The sequence below is a fragment of the Enterococcus devriesei genome, assembly GCF_001885905.1.
GTDB lineage: Bacteria > Bacillota > Bacilli > Lactobacillales > Enterococcaceae > Enterococcus_A > Enterococcus_A devriesei.
On record NZ_JXKM01000003.1, the window covers coordinates 360341 to 377814 of the forward strand.

A 17474-nucleotide genomic window follows, 5' to 3' on the forward strand; every position below is an offset into this window, starting at 1 on the left:
ATTTTTCAAAAAACGAAAAATGAAGTTGATGTTCAACACGTATATTATTCTGCTAAAGAGCTTGCTCGTTAACAATGGATGAATTTCTCTAACGTAAAAATCCAAAAATTCTCGTATGCATACCCTTCTACTGATCTTACCAAAGCAAGAAATAGAACTGGCAATGCGCTCACATCATTATTGCTTTTTCAATAGTCTTAGTTTATCGGTTTAAAATCAAAAAAGCAAGTAAAAAACGAACAAACATTCGCATTTTTAATTTTTGTTTAGAATTGCTCGCCGCAACATGTCTAAACCCTTCATCACGGAGCTGTGACGAACATACGAACGATCTCTGGTGAAGTGATTTTCTGTCACTACGGTCGGTCCATTTTTTTGCGCCAAGCCAATATAAACCGTTCCCTTCGGTTGCCCTTCTAATTCGTCAGGACCGGCAACACCCGTAAAGGACAATGCATAGTCCGTCCCAGCTAAACGCAGCGCAGCTTCTGCCATTTCTTTCGCGCAGTCCTCGCTAACAACACCCGTTTGCTCTAGATGCTCAGGATCAAGCCCTAGGAAGCTTACCTTCGTCGCCTTGGAATAAGTTACAAAACCACCGGGGAAGACCTCTGAAACGCCTGAAATCGTTCCTAAGGTCGCTTGGAACTCTCCCGCCGTCAAACTTTCTGCCGCCGTAATTGTCAGTTTTTCCTTTTTCAATAGTTCAACGACCACTTCAACCAAACTATTTTCCTCGCCGTAGCCATAGAAAAATTCGCCGACCTTCGCTAGGATCTCTGCTTCTGTTTGATCCAATAAGGCGTTCGCTGAGCGTTCATCTTCCGTCTTAGCTGTGATTCTTAACGTGACTTCATTGGGTTTGGCGTAGGGAGCAATCGTCGGATTGGATTGATGTTCGATCATTTCTGCTAGATCCGTCACTAGTTTTGATTCGCCGATACCAAAGAAACGTAGGACGCGTGAGGTCAATTTTTCCGTCGTCGGAAATTCTTTTTCTAGTAGCGGACGTGCTTGTTCCAAAAACATTGGTTTCAATTCGCTAGGTGGCCCCGGTAACAGAATATAATTGTTCTTTGTTCCTTTATACAAACAGCCAATGGCTAGCCCTGTCCGATTCGGTAATGGAATCCCGTCTTGCAGGGTCTCGATTTGCCGTAAATTATTCGGTGTCATCGTACTTTGACGCTGTGCGAAAAAGGCGTTTAACGCTGCTAAGCCTGCTTCATTTTGCACGAGCGGCACGCCGACGTGATCAGCCAAAACATTTTTCGTCAAGTCATCATCGGTTGGTCCCAAGCCGCCGCATAAAAGAATCAAATCGCTGCGTGAATCGGCCAACTGCAACAATTCCTCCAAACGTTTGGGGTTATCACCGACGACTGTATGGAAATAAACTTCGATCCCCATATCCGCTAATTTTTCTGATAAAAAAGTCGCGTTCGTATTGACTACTTGTCCTAATAAAAGTTCCGTTCCTACAGCAATGATCTCTGCTTTCATGTAATCCTCTTCCTTCTAACATTAAGATACGCATTTTTCTCAACTATATCATTTTTATTTCAAAAAGGCTTTGAGAATTGGCTCAAAAATAAAAAAAAGAACGCACCCTCACGGCACGTCCTAAGCATTTTTTACATAGAGCCTTTAAATAGTCCAGTGTTTTTAGCGAAATAATCATACCCTGAATAAATCGTAAAGAATAAACAGATATACAGCATGATTTGATCCATCGGAATCCCGATATAATTGAAAGGCACATTGTTTAAGTATAATAAAACGATTCCGACCATTTGTGTAGTAGTCTTGATTTTCCCTGGCATCGCCGCTGCCATTACACCGCCACCTTGCTCAACGATCAGAAGACGCAAGCCGGTTACCGCTAATTCTCGACAGACGATAATCGCGATGACCCACGCAGGTGCCTTGCCTTGTTGAACTAAAATAATAAAGGCGGTCATCACTAACATTTTATCCGCTAAAGGATCAGCGAATTTTCCGAAGTTGGTCACCAGTCCGCGAGCGCGAGCGATTTTCCCATCTAAATGGTCCGTGTAGCTAGCGATAGCAAAGATGATCGCACCGACTAATTGTGTGACCGCTAAAGTCGTATTGCCAACTTGTAACGTGCCCCAATCCCATGGCGCTAAGACAACAACCATAAATAATGGGATCATAAAGATTCGGACGACCGTCAATTTATTTGGTAAATTCATCATTGATTCCTCCTATGTAACTTTCCTACGGCTTTTAAGCAGCGTAGGCGATATTTAAGGTAATGTCTTTTTTCAGCAAAGAGTCTCCCGGTTGAAAATCCAGACCTTGATCATTGACCTTGATGTCTGCGTATTTCGCCATCCCGATAGTGATCAGCGCTTGGGCAGTATCCGCGGGTAATTCGGTCGTTTGTGACTCACCCGGCTGTAAGGTATATTGATAAATCAAAGCACCGTTAACTTGCACCCCGATCCACACGCGTTCTTTACCTGTAAAAGTAAGCTTCAATGGTTTTTCCGCGTGATCGACCTTCATTGTTGCAGCATTGACGGTATTGTTTTCCATCGCTAAGGCCATTTTTGGTTTTTCCGGCGGCTTAGAAGATTCCACCGTTGGTTTTGGCTGTGACGACGAAACTTTTTCTGCCTGTGATGACGTATTTTCTGAGCGCTCGACTTGGACAGAACTGTTTTCGGGAATAATAGCGGTCTCTTGATGATCCAGCCAAGTCATATACCCAACCACTGAAATGATTGCCAAAGCTACCAAGCCTAAAACAACCATCGGCAGCGTCGCTCTAAAACGAGCCCGAGTAGGATTCTCCGCGTGTTTATTTTTTCGCAACTCATCGACGGTTTGAAGCTCCGGATACGTCGGCAACGGCCGATCCTTACCGTCTAAAACATCGATCAAATGATTGCCGTCCACGTTTACCTCATCTGCATATTGGCGAATAAACGTCCGCAAATAATAATCACTCGGCAACTCATGAAAGTCATTTTCTTCAATCGCTAATAAATAGCGCTTTTGGATTTTTGTGCGCTGCTGCAGTTCATCTAAACTAATTTTTTTATCGATACGGGCTTTGCGTAACGTTTCTCCAATATTAATACTAGCCACTTGATTCTCGACTCCTATATCCTATTTTCATTATGCTTGCCCATTCATAAAATGAATTTGGCAGCTCATTCATCTCACTGTCATTCTTCGATCATTTTCTCACAGACACTGCAGACTTTCACTAAACAAGGGATTTTATTCCATCCAACCACCAGCTACCGGCAAAACGATCCCGGTCGTATAACTGGCCTCTTTTGAAAATAAATACTGACAGGCTGCTGCGATTTCTTTCGGATCGGCTAACCGTCCCAAAGGAATCTCCGCGTTTAACTCCGCTAATTCCTGCTCCGTCCAATTCGTGTTCATCTTTGTCTGAACCGCTCCAGGCGCCACCACATTGACCGTGATGCCCAAGGTGGCAACTTCTTTGGCATACGCCTTAGCAAAAGCCTCCTGCGCCCCTTTGACAGCACTATAGACCGTCTCCATGCTGCTGCCACGATGACCATAGACTGAACCGATAAAGACCACGCGCCCATTGTTATTTCTAGCCAATTTTTCCTGTAAGGCTTGTAGCAAAAGTAACGGTGTCTTTAAATGAACTTGCCATAAAGCTTCCATCTGATCAGCTTTGGTCTCTGGTAATAACTCATAAAAAGTAAAACCTGAGGCAAAAACGATCCCGTCCACTTGAAAGAGTTGATCTAAGAAATGAGGGATTTCCGCTTCCCTCAACATGTCTAAGGATACCATAAAAAAATCTTGCTGAGGATAACGTTTCTGTAAGTCTGAAACGAAACTTAAGACTTTCGCTTTTTGTTGATTGTAGTGGCAGTAAAGGGACCAGCCTTCTCCTGCCAATTTCTCACAGATGGCTTGGCCGATATCTCCACTGGCACCCATGACTAACGCGTAAGGCATCTTACGCCTCCTTTTCCATATAAAAACGGGTGAAGGCCTCTTCTTTAATAAATAATTTCCCCGCCGCTAACACATCCGCTAATTCGATTTCCTGAATAATTTCCGGCATATCAAACAACGTCCAATCACCAAACAATGATTGCGTGAATTGATTTGCAACGTATTCTAAGGAATTCAAAGATTGAAAATATTTTCCTAACATCTTTTTCTTCAGTAAGTCTAAATTTGCTTGATTAAGCTCTGGGTCCGTCGCAAAATGCAGTAAAATCTCCGTCAAACGATCCGCTAATTTTTGTGGCTCCTCACTATCGCCGCCAAAATCCGCAAAATAGAAACTGCGATCTAGCGAGAATTCATAGCCGAAGCTATCATCTAGCAGACCTTCATTATACAGCTGTAAATAATTTTGTGAGGTCGTCCCTAGCAACATTTGGAACAATAAATCCAGCGAAACTTTGAAGATCAATCGTTCCTTGTCATCTGTTGGTAATTCCGCCAGACCTTTGACACCGACGATCGCTTTAGGAATCGTAATCGGCATGTTTTCTTCACTGAGCTTGATAATCTCTGCTGGTGTCTCTTGCGGGAAGCGACGTTGGATCGTTTCCGGTGCCTCAAACGTTTTCGCGGCTTGATTTTCCCGAATGAAGTCCATCAAAGCTTCCGGTTCTAGATTCCCCACAACAAACAGCGTCATGTTGCTAGGATGATAAAAGGTATTGTAGCAGGTGTACAAATCCTCCGCCGTGATCTCCGCGATCGACTCAATCGTTCCAGCGATATCGATATGCAGCGGATGCTTCGGATACATATTTTTCAAAATTGCGAAAAACTGCTGCCAGCTTGGATCGTCTTGATACATTTGAATTTCTTGACCGATGATGCCTTGCTCTTTTTGCACCGATTCTTCCGTGAAATAGGGTGCTTGAACAAAGTCTAACAACGTTCCTAAGTTTAATTCCAATTGATCCGTCGTTGAAAATAGATAGCTGGTCCGGGTAAAGCTGGTGAAGGCATTGGCTGATGCCCCTTGCTCACCGAATTTTTGGAAGACATCCCCATCTTCTTTTTCAAACATTTTATGTTCTAAAAAATGCGCGATCCCATCTGGTACTTTGACATAGTCTTGACCACCGCGGGGAATGAATTCATTGTCGATCGAGCCATAATTAGTACTGAATAGACCGTACGTTTTATGATAGCCGGCTTTCGGCAAAAGATAGACCGTCAAGCCATTGGGCAGAATTTCTTTATACAAGGTCTCATTGATTTTTTGATACGCTACTTTATCCATGTTGCTGTCCTCCATCTAAGAAGAAGATCGCCTGCAAACGAATTTTTTTCGCGACTCGTTGGACATCTTCCGGTGTCACAGCCGCTAACCGTTTCAACCATTCTTCGTCTGTCAGTTTACTTTGCGGCAGCCATTGCGCCAAATAAGTTGTCTCGATCGTATTTTGCATACTATCCAGACCTAACAAATAATGATTTTTCAGCATCGCTTTGGTTTGCTGGAAGGCCAACTCAGTGAATTTTCCCGCCTGCAACTCAAGCAATTGCTCTGCGATCAAGTGCAGAACCTTTTCGCGATTGTCGCTGTTGATCCCAGTTTGAACTTGCAAGTAGCCCCGGAAGGTATCAAAGGAGCTGGAGGCGTAATATGCTAGACTAGCTTTTTCTCGTACATTCATAAATAATTTTGAATGAGGGAAGCCGCCGAACAGGCCATTAAAAACTAACAGCGCGAAACGATCGAGGTCTTCGTAATAGACATCTGTCGCATAAGCCAAATTCAGCTTTCCTTGCGTCACGGTTTCTTGAATCTGTTGTTGGCGAATCACATTGTCATGGGCTTGATGATAATAAATTGATGGGAAACTTTCTTCGCGCTCAGTAAAGGGCAAGCGCTTGAACAGCTCTAACATCTCTGCTTCTTCTACATCCCCAATCACAAACAAGTCTACTTGATCCTGCGTGATCATTTCCTGATAATACGCCGCCAAGCCTTCGCTGGTCTCATTAGCCAAGTCTTCGACCGTACCGAAGCTTGGCAGTTTTTGCGCGTCGTCAGTGAAATAGGTCTCTTTGATCTTTAAAGAGGCCAACGTTTGTTTATCTTCCTGCAGCGTCTCGATATAGCTTTGCAGATTCTCCTTTTCTAAACGGAAGGTCTGCTCATCGAATTTTCCTTCACGAATATTGGGATTGAATAAAATTTCCTGTAAAAAGTCTAACGCGTCAGGTAATAGCTGCGGATCTTCAACATATTTTCCGTTCACGACCCCAAGACCAACGTCTAGCCAATGCAGATTGCCTTTGCGTCCAACACTTAAACCAAAGCTGGCCCCGTAAAGCTCCGCCAATTTCCCGCTTAATTTAGTTTGATCGGGATAATGTAGCGAATTTGTTTCTAATAAATTTGCTAAGAGTGCCCGTCTGGTCATAATTTCTTTCGTTAAACGAGTCGTAAAACGCCCGTAGAGTTGAATCGTTTTATATTTTTTTGTGGCGATAACGTGCAAGCGCACGCCTTTTTTTAGTTCGATCATCACAAAGCTCCTTCGTCTCATCGTTAAGAACAATTATAGCACAGGCGCTCTTTAAGGACTGAAATCAGCTTCAGCGAATAGTCGCTTTTATTTCAAATTTTTTTCTTCTTTCGCTATACTAAAATATAAAGAAAATGATGCCGAGCCAATGTACCGAGCTTTATGAGAAAACCTACTTGGAAAAAGCACTGGCGGAAACAGGCGGGAATATTATTTAAGATAGGGAGTGACACGATGATTAAAGAATTTAAAGAATTTTTGATGCGAGGCAATGTCCTTGATCTAGCAGTTGGTGTCGTTATTGGGACTGCCTTTACGGCAATCGTGACCAACGTGGTGAACGGCTTGATCACACCATTGGTAGGACTGATCGTTTCGTTGTTTACTAAAGGAAAAGATTTAAACGAAGCGATGTCTGTATTAGACTGGAAGCCAGTCAAAGGCGTTACCTTTGCCTTTGGAGATGTGGTCAGTGCGCTGATTACGTTTGTGATTACCGGGTTTGTGCTGTTTCTAATCGTCAAAGCGGCTAATAAAGCCAAAGAAAAAGGTACCAAAGAGGAAGAAGCAGTGGTTCCAGAAGTTAAAATGCCGACGGCCGAAGATTACTTAGCGGACATTCGCGACCTCTTAGTCGAACAAAAAAAAGCCACGCGAGAAAACTTCGACCAAACTGAAGACAAATAAAAACCATGGAGCGAACGCTCCATGGTTTTTAAATTGCTTCACTTAAAAATTCGATCTCTACTGTGCGAGTCAATACATCGGAATAGCTGTATGAAACACGTTCGAAAGAATTTTCCTCTGGGTCCAAATCGACAACAAAGACGGAAGGATATGTTTCAGTTAAAATCCCTTTACGTTGCGTTTGACGCTTACGTCCCGTTTGAGCTACAAGCATAATTGGAGCGCCGATACGATCTTCCAAGTTTTTCTTGATAGTCGCTAAAGTTGTTGGCATACAGTTCACCTCAACATACATTATAGCACAAATCCAAAACTTTTCAATGTATCATAAGATAAAATAATTTGCAAATTATTCTCGAACAAAACGATGATCCTAAGGCGTTTTTCTCCCTAAAGACCTTACCTACCAAAAAAGGCCAGCAGCACACCCGCTGCCACCGCCGAACCGATGACTCCAGCGACATTTGGCCCCATCGCATGCATCAGCAGATAATTATGGGGATTTTCTTTTTGTCCTTCATTTTGTACAACTCGCGCAGCCATTGGGACCGCTGAGACTCCGGCGGCTCCAATCATCGGATTGATTTTCCCACCGCTAAGACGATACATTACCTTCCCTAACAGTACCCCGGCTGCCGTTCCGACACAAAAAGCCAGCAAGCCTAAGAAAATAATTTTTAAGGTCGTGACCGACAAAAAGATATCACCGTCCGCCTTTGCACCGACGGTAACACCTAAAAGAATCGTCACAATATACATCAATGAGTTTTGTAAAGCGTCTGTCAATTTCGGTACCAGCTTGCATTCACGAATCAGGTTTCCTAGCATCAGCATCCCGATCAAGGTCGTCGCACTCGGTACGAGCAGACTAACGAAGATCGTGACGATGATTGGAAAAACAATTTTTTCCTTTTGACTGACTTTCCGAGCTTCCTTCATTTGCACTTGCCGCTCTTTTTTTGTCGTTAATAAACGTATGATCGGCGGCTGAATGATCGGCACCAGCGCCATATACGAATAAGCGGCTAAAGCGATCGCCGAAAGCAGATGAGGAGCTAAGCGAGTCGTCAAAAAGATCGACGTCGGTCCGTCTGCCCCACCGATGATTCCAATCGAGGCGGCTTCGTTAGGAGTCATGCCTAAAACTACCGCTAAGAAGAAAGCCGCAAAAATCCCAAATTGTGCCGCACCGCCTAACAAAATCGTTTTGGGATTAGCTAATAACGGACCAAAATCCGTTGATGCCCCTAAACATAAAAAGATCAACGGTGGATAAATCCCTAAATTGGTTCCTTGATAAAGATAATATAATAAGCCTCCTGGTGTCCCATCCGAGCCGCTAGCCATCAAATTAGCCAACGGCAGATTCACCAATAAGATTCCAAAAGAAATCGGAATCATTAGATACGGCTCGTACTGTTTCTTGATTCCTAAATAAAGAAAAAAGCAAGCCAGCACAATCATAAATAAATTATTGAAGGTTAGGTTGGCAAAACCTGAGGTATCAATCAATTGCTGGACTATTTCACTCATACGCTACCTCCTAAATCGCTAAAAGCTGCTGATTGGATTCGACCGTTTGGTTTTCAGAAACTTCAATACTGGCAACTTTACCGTCGGCTGGGGCCAAGACCGGTGTCTCCATCTTCATCGCCTCCAACACACACAAGGTATCGCCTTTTTTAACGGTTTCTCCCAACTTCACCTTAATAGACAAAATCGTACCTGCCATCGGCGCAACAACCGGTGAACCCGTTGAAGCGGCCGCCGGCTTTTCCAAGGGATCCGCAGAAGGAGCTGCTGTTTGCGGCATTTGCTCCGCTTCCTCAGCGGTTAATTCTTTTAGCGTCACTTGATACACTTGTCCTTCAATGGTTACTTCATACTTTTTCATCGTCATGTTTTCGCCTCCGCTTACTTGATCTTTCTAATCGTTTGAATTTTAAATTTTTTCCCGTCCTTCTCGCCGCTAGCCTCAGCCAAAGCAATAATCGCCGCAGCTTTGGCTAACGGGTCTTGGGTAAATAGTTCCTTCGTTGATAGCTCAGTCGCCTCTTTACTAAAGGACGTCTGTGCCTCTTCGACTGGCTTTTCAGCGAAAAGCTTGGCACTGAGCATCATTAAACCCATGATGCCTAACAGGATCAGAAAAACGACCGCCATCGAAAATACCGTTAATCTTAAAACCTCTATTAATGAATAGTGCATCTAATTCCCCTCATTTCAACTCATCATTTTTTATAAAAAACCCGCTACTTTAATGACCAAATCATTTTTTTTCGGCGTTGTGCGCGCCGTTAAAAATTCTTTGCCAACTTTTGGAAATAGCGCATAGATTAAGACGTCCTCTTCGTTTTTAGCCAATGAGCCAATCTCTGATTGCAAGACAGCGAACTCAGGTTTCAAATGATCGGCGGGACGATCCGTCATCACTTTTTTATCCCCGATGATACTGCGGCGAAAATCATCCGCAATCGGGACCGGTGACTTACCATATTCTCCTGCGAGATAAGCTTTGATTTCATTGGAGACCATTGAATAGGCCGTTCCGGTAATTACATTCATCGCCGCCTGTGTGCCTACCATTTGACTCAATGGTGTCACTAATGGCGGATAGCCCAAAGCTGCACGAACATGAGGGACTTCCTTTAAAACGGCTTCGTACTTATCTACCGCATTCGCTTTTTTTAGCTGTGAATACATATTAGACAGCATGCCGCCGGGAATTTGATAGATCAACGCACGAGGATCCGGCGATAGCATCTTTGGATCTAAGATACCTGCCTCCAAATAATGATCTTTGATTTTTCGGAAATAGCCGGCTGCCTCTTCTAGCTTTTCCAAGTCTAAAGAAACACGGTAACCTTCCTCCTGCAAAACCATCGCCATCGTTTCGGTGGCAGGCTGGCTAGTTCCTTCGCTAAAAGGAGAGAGGGCCGTATCGATCCGATCCGCGCCGGCTTCAACGACAGCTTGATAGGTCATGGCTGCCACTCCGCTAGTACAATGGGTATGCACGATGATCGGCACCTCCACAGCTGCTTTCAGGCGACGGACTAGCTGAGCACCTTTGACCGGCGTCAAAATTCCCGCCATATCTTTGATGCAAATGGAATCCGCTCCCATCGCTTCCATTTTTTGAGCCAATTCCACAAAATAATCAATAGTATGCACTTCACTGATTGTGTAGGCTAAGACCAGCTGGGCTTCTTTTCCCGTTTTTTTTACGGCTCGCAATACGGTCTCTAAATTTCTTAAATCATTTAAGGCATCGAATATACGAAAAATGGCGATCCCATTTTCAGCTGAGGCTTGAACAAATTTTTCAACGACATCATCTGCATAATGGCGATAACCTAAAATGTTTTGTCCCCGTAGCAGCATCTGCAGCGGCGTCTTAGGCATATTTTTTTTGATCACTCGCAATCGTTCCCACGGATCTTCATTTAAAAAACGAATACAGGCGTCAAACGTCGCACCGCCCCAGCACTCCACCGAATCGAAACCAATTTCATCTAATACCGGCAAAATCGGCAGCATGTCTTCAATTGACATGCGAGTCGCCATCAAACTTTGATGGGCGTCTCGTAAAACAGTCTCAGTAAAACCAACCTTCTTCACTTCCATACATTTACTCCCTTTTGTCTTCTACGATTATTCAGCAGCCATTTTTAACCTTGAATTCTTCCGCTTGTTTACAATTTCACTTGTTATCCTTCAATTGACTAGTTACGGCATCAACATCACTAGCTCCACTATTTTTCTTGGAGAAGCTAGTTTTTTATTCGCAATCGCTTCCATACAATAATTGTAACATATTCGAAAACGGCTTAAAAAAAATCATAGTCCAGATCTGCTAGCGACAGATCTGGACTATGATTTATTATTTTTGATTTTAATGGCGTCGTTAAAAAGAATCCGTTTTCATTTTATGAAAGCTCCGCAGCTAGCTCTTTCTTGATTTTGTTCTTGGTTCGATTCAAGGCATTACGAATTGCTTTTTCCGTTTCTCCCAAGCGCTTGGCGATCTCAAAAGGTTCTTCGCCTCTAATATAATAATAAAGCGCGTACGTTTCTAACTGAGACAAGGTAATTTCGCCCTTCAATAGGAGTTCGCTAATTGAAAGACTTTCCTCCAACTGTTGGTGGTAGTGAAAATATTCGCTGAAGGTCTCGCTGCCGACTTTTTCAATCGACACAGCCTGCTGCTGAGCAAGGCGTTTCTTCGCCTGCTGACGTCGTAAAAGTGACCGAATCCGATTTTCTAGAATCATTTTATAGTAGAGACCGAATGTTGTTCCGCGATCCGTGCGATAGCTCCTCAACGCACTGTTCAAAGCAATTCGGCCCTCCTGCAACCAATCATCATGTTCAAAGTCCCGAATAAGATAGCGAGACTCCATTTTATAAATGATCGGCACATACTGTTGAAACATTTCTTCAAAGACCATACTATCAATTGTTTCCAGATACTCAACGTTTTCCATTTTTACACCCCTCTCGTCACGTAAAAGCATACACGTAACTAAAATAAGAGAGGAGTATATTCGGAAAATTTATTTTTTTCGACTAAGTTCGTCCAATTTTTGCGACAATTTTTGTAATTGTGCATTATTCCAAGGAGAATTCCGGCGAAAATTTTGATAATGCGTATCTTCGGTGTCACCAGCGATCAAAGCTTCGGTTTGTTGCACTGTTTTATACAACTCCCGCGCAGAGGTTCGTAAGGCTCCTTGAGAAAAAACCGTCCACTGTTCAGCCAAATCACTAGTCGCCACAGTCACTTGCGTCAACCGATCATTTAATTCTCCGGCGACCCGTTCGATATAGCTATCCGCGGTTTCGCCTTCTTCTGTAAAGACCACTGTCAGCAAATATTTCTTATAGCTTTGAGTCACACCGGGAACAAATTGCGCATCAAAAACAATGATGATTTCCAAGCCTTGGTATTTCGCGAAATTCGACAAGCGGAATAGCAAGGCTTCACGAGCTTCTTCCAAACGATCTTGATTTTTCAAGCTCACGAGCTCCGGCCAAGCACCAATCATATTGTAGCCATCCACGATCAGTAATTGCTTTTTCATTAGAGCTCACTTCGCTTTCGGAACACCTCATACATCAAAAGCCCCGCTGCCACACCGGCATTTAGACTTTGGACATGCCCGGTCATTGGAATCGTCAGCATTTCATCGACATCTTTTTTCAAGCCGGCACTCATGCCTTTGCCTTCATTTCCGATGATCAACGCGATCGGTCCCGTCACTTTCCACTGACGATAATCTGTTCCTTCCATGTCGGTACCAAAAATCCAATAACCGGCATCTTTCAATTGCTTGATACTTTGAGCGAGATTCGTCACTCGCGCGATCGGTACATATTCCACCGCGCCTGTTGAAGCCTTCGTCACCACCGGTGTAATGCCGACAGAACGATGTTTGGGAATAATCACGCCAGAGACGCCACTAGCGTCTGCGGTTCGCAAGATCGACCCAAAATTATGTGGGTCCTCCAAGCTATCCAAAATCAACAGAAAAGGCGCTTCTTCGGCAGACGTTTTTCCTAGTAGCTCATCCAACGTTAAATACTCATAAGGCGTGATGCCTAAAACGATCCCTTGGTGGACACCACCGTCACTTAACGTGTCTAATTTTTGCTTTGGTACCCATTTCACCGGTACAGCTTGCTCTTTAGCTAAGCTTTTTAACTGATCGATTTTATCGCCGTGGGCATCTTCTTGCATAAATAATTTATTACCGCGGCCAGCTTGCAATGCTTCCACACTGGCATGGTGACCAAAGACAAAATTATTTTCTTCTGATTCCGTTGGTACGATTGGTTCGACCCGTCGCTCTTTTGGCCGATCATTTTTTCGTTGATTCCGACGATCATTGCTTCGACGTGGTTTTTTATCCTTCAATTGTTTCACCCGCTTTCTCGATACACCAAGCGATTAATTCTTCTAAACGCTCTGTTTGTTCCAATAAATGTAAATAGCCCATCAAGGCTTCAAAGCCCGTAGACATCCGGTAGGTCATGATATCGGTATTCTTAGCGGAGGTATAGCTTTTCGCATTTCGTCCGCGCCGATAAATGCCGGCTTCTTCTTCTGTCAGCATACCATCTTCCAGCATTTTTTGGATCAACATTGCTTGCGCCTTGGCTGAAACATAATGAGTCGCCAAATGATGCAATTTATTCGGACGCGTTTGTCCCGAACGAACAAGATGATCGCGAATGTACGTTTCATAGATCGCATCGCCTACGTAGGCTAACGCTAAGGCATTTAATTGTTTGTAATCAGTCATTAGGCTCTTCTCCAACGGACACCTTGTGGGGTATCTTCTAAAATAATTCCTTGTTCTTTCAATTGGTCACGAATCTCATCGCTGCGGGCAAAATTTTTATCTTTCCGCGCTTGATTCCGTTCTTCGATCAATTGGTCAACTTCCTCATCTAATAAACCAGCCGTTTGAAACTCGATGCCAAAAACAGACAAAAGCTTCGTAAATTCTTCCAACGCTGCAGTCAAGACCGCCGCCGAAACTTGGTCTTGCTCACTGTAGTGATTCAACCATTTCGCTACTTCATAAACCACAGTGATTCCATTGGCTGCATTGAAATCATCGTCCATCTCTTCAATAAAACGATCTTTCAAGGTACGCAGTTCAACTAATTTTGCTTGATCGTCAGCTAATTCATTTTCTGCCGTCGCTTGACGGAAAGTCGCGTTTTCAAAAGCCGTGCGCAATTTTTGTAGATTTGCTTGTGCATCCTTCATCGTCGTTTCGCTATAACGGATCGGACGGCGATATTGAGTCGTCGCCATAAAGAAACGTAAAATCTGCGGATCGATCTCTTTCACTAGATCATGAACCGTGACAAAGTTGCCTAGAGATTTACTCATCTTAGCGTCATCTTCACCAATCGTCACATAACCGTTATGCATCCAATAATTGGCGAAACGTTTGCCGGTCTTCGCTTCACTTTGGGCGATCTCGTTTTCATGGTGGGGAAACTCCAAATCTTGGCCGCCGCCATGAATGTCGATGGTTTCGCCCAAATGCTTCGTTGCCATTACCGAGCACTCAATATGCCAGCCTGGACGACCAGCGCCCCACGGAGATTCCCACGAGATTTCATCTGGCTTCGCACTCTTCCACAAAGCAAAGTCCAAGGGATCTTCTTTGATTGCTTGCTCCACGCCCGTTCGTTGGCTAGCACCAATTTCTAGTTCATCAATCGATTGGTCGCTTAGCTCACCATAATGCTCAAATTTCCGTGTCCGGTAATAAACATCACCAGCCACTTCATAGGCATAGCCTTTTTCGATCAAGGCTTCAATGAAGGACAAGATATCTGGAATATGATCCATTACTCGAGGATGCAGTGTCGCCGGTTTGACATTCAAAGCGGCGGTGTCTTCTTCAAAGGCGGCGATAAAACGATCGGCCAACTCTGGTGCGGTGACTGCTAATTCTTTTGCTGCTTTGATGATCTTATCATCCACATCGGTAAAATTCGAAACATAATTCACTTCATAACCGCGGTACTCAAAATAGCGGCGAATCACATCAAAAGCGATTGAGCTACGGGCATTACCAATATGGATATAGTTATACACTGTTGGTCCGCAGACATACATCCGAACTTTATTTTCTTCGATTGGTTTAAAAAGTTCTTTCTCTCGTGTTAATGTATTGTGTATTTTAATCATGAGGAACCTTCTTTCCATTTATTTTTACTACTTTTGCTGGGACACCCACGGCTGTTGCATCTGTTGGTATACTTTTCAATACGACGGCACCAGCACCAATTTTGACCCTTGCACCAATCTCGATTGGTCCTAAAATTTGTGCGTTGGCGGAAATAAACGCCCCTTGCCGAACGGTAGGATGCCGCTTGCCGGTGTCTTTGCCGGTTCCACCCAAAGTTACGCCATGGAACAATACCACGTCCCGTTCGATTTCCGCTGTCTCCCCAATCACGACACCCATTCCGTGATCAATAAAAACACCGGGAGCAATCTTAGCACCGGGATGGATCTCGATTCCGGTCAAAAAGCGCCAAAATTGCGAATGAATCCGTGCCAACAAAAACCGCTTGTGTCGATAGAGAAAATGCGAAAACTTGTGAAAGAACAACGCATGGACACCCGGATAGGTAAGGACTACCTCAACACCTGAACGAACCGCTGGATCATTACGTTTTGCTGCTACAATCGCTTCTTGCCACCATCCCATTAAACTCAACTCCTTTTCTGAGCGGCGCCACGTTCCCAACGTTTGCGCCTTGCCTTGAGTAACAACCTTCATTTTTTATTTTTGAACCAAGTAAACTGCGAAAAATAATTCTGATTCTCGCTTCGCATACCATTCCACTAATCCCACTGAAGACGCGAAGGGGAACTGGCAGCTATTTCGTTTGTATGAACTCATTTTTCTAAAAACCAGAAAAATGAATTTGATTTTCACTGCGCATACGATTGGACTAAACGGTTCGTTTCATATCTAGTTTTAATAATATCAACTTGATCTTGAAAAATTACACTGCGAAAAGTCCAACTCGCAAAAAAGCGTCTTTTGAGTTTCCTCAAAAGACGCTTAGACGTGGTCCCACTTTTGTTTGCAATTGCTTGCCTTGAAACAGGTAACGTCTGTGAATCGTCCTTAGCTACGTATCGCTAAGGCCACTCCGAGATGCATTTCACAACGGTTGACTTGACTGCTTGCACCGGCCGCAGTCTCTCTGAAAAATCCTTCGTTGCTACTTCTTCTCTTCTATGTGTTTACATAACTTGATTTAAATGTGCTAAGGCTTTTTCTTTGCCTAATAATTCAACCGTTTCAGGTAATTCAGGTCCGTGGGTCACGCCGCTGACGGCTACACGAATCGGCATCCACAATTTTTTTCCTTTAACGCCGGTTTCTTTTTGAACAGCTTTGATCGCAGCCAAAACATTCGCTGCATCCACAGTTTCCATTGCTTCTAATTGGGCTTTAAAAGCCTTCAATACCGTTGGTACATCTTCTTCAGCCAAAACTTCTTTAGCAGCATCATCCAAAACAGGATGTTCTTCAAAGAATAAGTTTGAGACTTCCGTAATTTCTGCGGTGTAGCTCATTTGTGGTTGGTACAAGCTGACTACTCGTTTCACCCAATCTTTGCGTTCAGGTGTTGGATTTTCTTCAACTTTGCCAGCTTTGATCAAGAATGGCAGACACAATTCAGTTAATTTGTCTAAGTCCATTGCTTTGATGTAATGGTTATTGACCCATTCTAGTTTCTTCGGATCAAAGGCTGCTGGTGATTTGCTTAAACGTTTTGTATCAAACAACTTAATCAATTCTTCTTGAGAAAAGATTTCATCTTCGCCAACTGGAGACCAGCCTAGTAAAGTAATGAAGTTAAACATTGCTTCTGGCAAATAACCTAATTCACGGTATTGTTCAATGAATTGTAGAATACTTTCATCACGTTTACTTAATTTTTTACCTGTTTCACTGTTAATGATCAACGTCATGTGACCAAAGGTTGGACGTGTCCAACCGAAAGCGTCGTAAATCATTAATTGTTTTGGCGTGTTGGCGATATGATCGTCCCCACGCAATACATGTGTGATCTTCATAAAGTGATCATCAACGGCTACCGCAAAGTTATAGGTTGGCATGCCATCACGTTTTTGAATAACAAAATCGCCACCGACATTATCCGATTCAAAGCTGATTTCGCCTTTGACCATATCGTCAAAAGCAAAGCTAGTATTGCGAGGAACTCGGAAACGAATCACTGGTTCTAAACCTTGTGCTTCTTTTTCAGCTTGTTGTTCAGGTGTTAAGTTGGCACATTTGCCGCCATAATGAGGCATCTCGCCACGAGCGCGTTGTGCTTCACGTTCGGCTTCTAATTCTTCTGGGGTGCAATAACATTTATAAGCCAAATTACTAGCCAGTAATTGGTCGATCAATGGTTGATAAATATCTCTGCGTTCAGATTGACGGTAAGGCCCGTATTCTCCTGGATTTGCTGGTGATTCATCCCAGTCGATCCCTAACCATGCCAAGTTTTCTAGCTGACTTTTTTCACCATCTTCAATGTTGCGTTTCAAGTCAGTATCCTCGATCCGAATGATGAATTCTCCATCATTGTGACGAGCGAATAAATAATTGAATAATGCTGTTCGAGCATTTCCGATGTGTAAGTGTCCAGTTGGACTTGGTGCATAACGTACACGAATTTTTGACATATTTGGTTCCTCTTTCC

At 43.6% G+C, this 17474-nt stretch carries 19 protein-coding genes and 1 other annotated feature; of the genes, 1 reads left to right on the forward strand and 18 read right to left on the reverse strand.

Annotation, left to right across the window (positions count from 1 at the left end):
• Nucleotides 1–255: 255 nt before the first annotated feature.
• From RV00_RS06360 to yfmF, 6 genes are all read right to left on the reverse strand, one after another.
• Nucleotides 256–1503: a competence/damage-inducible protein A gene (locus tag RV00_RS06360; protein ID WP_071861764.1), complete on the reverse strand. Its 1248-nt coding sequence runs from the start codon at nt 1501–1503 to the stop codon at nt 256–258.
• 131 nt (nt 1504–1634) lie between these two features.
• A complete protein-coding gene (pgsA, locus tag RV00_RS06365; RefSeq protein ID WP_071861765.1) occupies nt 1635–2216 on the reverse strand; it encodes a CDP-diacylglycerol--glycerol-3-phosphate 3-phosphatidyltransferase in 582 nt (193 codons plus the stop codon).
• A gap of 34 nt (nt 2217–2250) precedes the next feature.
• On the reverse strand, nt 2251–3117 hold the full coding sequence (locus RV00_RS06370) for a RodZ domain-containing protein (RefSeq protein ID WP_071861766.1): 867 nt from the start codon (nt 3115–3117) through the stop codon (nt 2251–2253).
• Nucleotides 3118–3252: 135 nt separating this feature from the next.
• A complete protein-coding gene (gene ymfI / locus RV00_RS06375) occupies nt 3253–3978 on the reverse strand; it encodes an elongation factor P 5-aminopentanone reductase (RefSeq protein ID WP_071861767.1) in 726 nt (241 codons plus the stop codon).
• A gap of 1 nt (nt 3979) precedes the next feature.
• Nucleotides 3980–5272: an EF-P 5-aminopentanol modification-associated protein YfmH gene (gene yfmH / locus RV00_RS06380; protein WP_071861768.1), complete on the reverse strand. Its 1293-nt coding sequence runs from the start codon at nt 5270–5272 to the stop codon at nt 3980–3982.
• Nucleotides 5265–6527 carry an EF-P 5-aminopentanol modification-associated protein YfmF gene (gene yfmF, locus RV00_RS06385; RefSeq protein ID WP_071861769.1) on the reverse strand — a complete coding sequence of 421 codons (1263 nt, stop codon included), beginning with the start codon at nt 6525–6527 and terminating at the stop codon, nt 5265–5267. Before yfmF ends, yfmH begins: the two co-directional genes overlap by 8 nt.
• Before the next feature lie 234 nt (nt 6528–6761).
• On the opposite strand from yfmF, the gene mscL reads away from it, so the two are divergent.
• The gene (gene mscL, locus RV00_RS06390; protein WP_071861770.1) at nt 6762–7214 is read left to right on the forward strand and encodes a large conductance mechanosensitive channel protein MscL; all 453 of its coding nucleotides are present in this window, start codon (nt 6762–6764) and stop codon (nt 7212–7214) included.
• Between the two features lie 28 nt (nt 7215–7242).
• On the opposite strand, the gene RV00_RS06395 is transcribed toward mscL, so the two are convergent.
• From RV00_RS06395 to gltX, 12 genes are all read right to left on the reverse strand, one after another.
• Nucleotides 7243–7488 (reverse strand): Veg family protein, encoded by a 246-nt coding sequence (locus RV00_RS06395; RefSeq protein WP_071861771.1) that lies wholly within the window; start codon nt 7486–7488, stop codon nt 7243–7245.
• Nucleotides 7489–7613: 125 nt separating this feature from the next.
• On the reverse strand, nt 7614–8747 hold the full coding sequence (locus tag RV00_RS06400; protein ID WP_071861772.1) for a sodium ion-translocating decarboxylase subunit beta: 1134 nt from the start codon (nt 8745–8747) through the stop codon (nt 7614–7616).
• Between the two features lie 10 nt (nt 8748–8757).
• Entirely contained in the window at nt 8758–9114 is a 357-nt protein-coding gene (locus RV00_RS06405; protein ID WP_246569740.1) for a biotin/lipoyl-containing protein, read from the reverse strand.
• 14 nt (nt 9115–9128) lie between these two features.
• Complete coding sequence (locus tag RV00_RS06410; protein WP_071861773.1) at nt 9129–9422, reverse strand: OadG family protein; 294 nt, start codon at nt 9420–9422, stop codon at nt 9129–9131.
• Between the two features lie 30 nt (nt 9423–9452).
• Nucleotides 9453–10841, reverse strand: a complete 1389-nt coding sequence (locus tag RV00_RS06415; protein WP_071861774.1) for an oxaloacetate decarboxylase subunit alpha — start codon at nt 10839–10841, stop codon at nt 9453–9455.
• Between the two features lie 302 nt (nt 10842–11143).
• The gene (locus RV00_RS06420; RefSeq protein WP_071861775.1) at nt 11144–11701 is read right to left on the reverse strand and encodes a sigma-70 family RNA polymerase sigma factor; all 558 of its coding nucleotides are present in this window, start codon (nt 11699–11701) and stop codon (nt 11144–11146) included.
• Between the two features lie 69 nt (nt 11702–11770).
• A complete protein-coding gene (locus RV00_RS06425) occupies nt 11771–12298 on the reverse strand; it encodes an NYN domain-containing protein (RefSeq protein WP_071861776.1) in 528 nt (175 codons plus the stop codon).
• Nucleotides 12298–13131, reverse strand: a complete 834-nt coding sequence (rlmB, locus tag RV00_RS06430) for a 23S rRNA (guanosine(2251)-2'-O)-methyltransferase RlmB (protein WP_071861818.1) — start codon at nt 13129–13131, stop codon at nt 12298–12300. The genes RV00_RS06425 and rlmB overlap by 1 nt, the downstream gene beginning before the upstream one ends.
• Nucleotides 13121–13519 carry a Mini-ribonuclease 3 gene (locus tag RV00_RS06435; RefSeq protein WP_071861777.1) on the reverse strand — a complete coding sequence of 133 codons (399 nt, stop codon included), beginning with the start codon at nt 13517–13519 and terminating at the stop codon, nt 13121–13123. Before RV00_RS06435 ends, rlmB begins: the two co-directional genes overlap by 11 nt.
• Entirely contained in the window at nt 13519–14928 is a 1410-nt protein-coding gene (cysS, locus tag RV00_RS06440) for a cysteine--tRNA ligase (RefSeq protein ID WP_071861778.1), read from the reverse strand. Before cysS ends, RV00_RS06435 begins: the two co-directional genes overlap by 1 nt.
• Complete coding sequence (gene epsC / locus RV00_RS06445; protein WP_071861779.1) at nt 14921–15454, reverse strand: serine O-acetyltransferase EpsC; 534 nt, start codon at nt 15452–15454, stop codon at nt 14921–14923. The genes cysS and epsC overlap by 8 nt, the downstream gene beginning before the upstream one ends.
• Before the next feature lie 349 nt (nt 15455–15803).
• Nucleotides 15804–16003 (reverse strand) — a binding site (T-box leader).
• Nucleotides 16000–17457 (reverse strand): glutamate--tRNA ligase, encoded by a 1458-nt coding sequence (gene gltX, locus RV00_RS06450; protein ID WP_071861780.1) that lies wholly within the window; start codon nt 17455–17457, stop codon nt 16000–16002. (Overlaps the previous feature by 4 nt.)
• Between the last annotated feature and the right edge of the window lie 17 nt (nt 17458–17474).

What these genes read in the sequence shown, in the direction of transcription:
- ymfI (WP_071861767.1), bottom strand. Translation starts at nt 3,978, where the DNA reads ATGCCTTACGCGTTAGTCATGGGTGCCAGTGGAGATATCGGCCAAGCC.
- yfmF (WP_071861769.1), bottom strand. Translation starts at nt 6,527, where the DNA reads ATGATCGAACTAAAAAAAGGCGTGCGCTTGCACGTTATCGCCACAAAA.
- cysS (WP_071861778.1), bottom strand. Translation starts at nt 14,928, where the DNA reads ATGATTAAAATACACAATACATTAACACGAGAGAAAGAACTTTTTAAA.
- RV00_RS06410 (WP_071861773.1), bottom strand. Translation starts at nt 9,422, where the DNA reads ATGCACTATTCATTAATAGAGGTTTTAAGATTAACGGTATTTTCGATG.
- RV00_RS06360 (WP_071861764.1), bottom strand. Translation starts at nt 1,503, where the DNA reads ATGAAAGCAGAGATCATTGCTGTAGGAACGGAACTTTTATTAGGACAA.
- RV00_RS06405 (WP_246569740.1), bottom strand. Translation starts at nt 9,114, where the DNA reads ATGACGATGAAAAAGTATGAAGTAACCATTGAAGGACAAGTGTATCAA.
- pgsA (WP_071861765.1), bottom strand. Translation starts at nt 2,216, where the DNA reads ATGAATTTACCAAATAAATTGACGGTCGTCCGAATCTTTATGATCCCA.
- mscL (WP_071861770.1), top strand. Translation starts at nt 6,762, where the DNA reads ATGATTAAAGAATTTAAAGAATTTTTGATGCGAGGCAATGTCCTTGAT.
- RV00_RS06435 (WP_071861777.1), bottom strand. Translation starts at nt 13,519, where the DNA reads ATGACTGATTACAAACAATTAAATGCCTTAGCGTTAGCCTACGTAGGC.
- epsC (WP_071861779.1), bottom strand. Translation starts at nt 15,454, where the DNA reads ATGGGATGGTGGCAAGAAGCGATTGTAGCAGCAAAACGTAATGATCCA.
- RV00_RS06400 (WP_071861772.1), bottom strand. Translation starts at nt 8,747, where the DNA reads ATGAGTGAAATAGTCCAGCAATTGATTGATACCTCAGGTTTTGCCAAC.
- RV00_RS06420 (WP_071861775.1), bottom strand. Translation starts at nt 11,701, where the DNA reads ATGGAAAACGTTGAGTATCTGGAAACAATTGATAGTATGGTCTTTGAA.
- RV00_RS06415 (WP_071861774.1), bottom strand. Translation starts at nt 10,841, where the DNA reads ATGGAAGTGAAGAAGGTTGGTTTTACTGAGACTGTTTTACGAGACGCC.
- RV00_RS06395 (WP_071861771.1), bottom strand. Translation starts at nt 7,488, where the DNA reads ATGCCAACAACTTTAGCGACTATCAAGAAAAACTTGGAAGATCGTATC.
- RV00_RS06425 (WP_071861776.1), bottom strand. Translation starts at nt 12,298, where the DNA reads ATGAAAAAGCAATTACTGATCGTGGATGGCTACAATATGATTGGTGCT.
- yfmH (WP_071861768.1), bottom strand. Translation starts at nt 5,272, where the DNA reads ATGGATAAAGTAGCGTATCAAAAAATCAATGAGACCTTGTATAAAGAA.
- gltX (WP_071861780.1), bottom strand. Translation starts at nt 17,457, where the DNA reads ATGTCAAAAATTCGTGTACGTTATGCACCAAGTCCAACTGGACACTTA.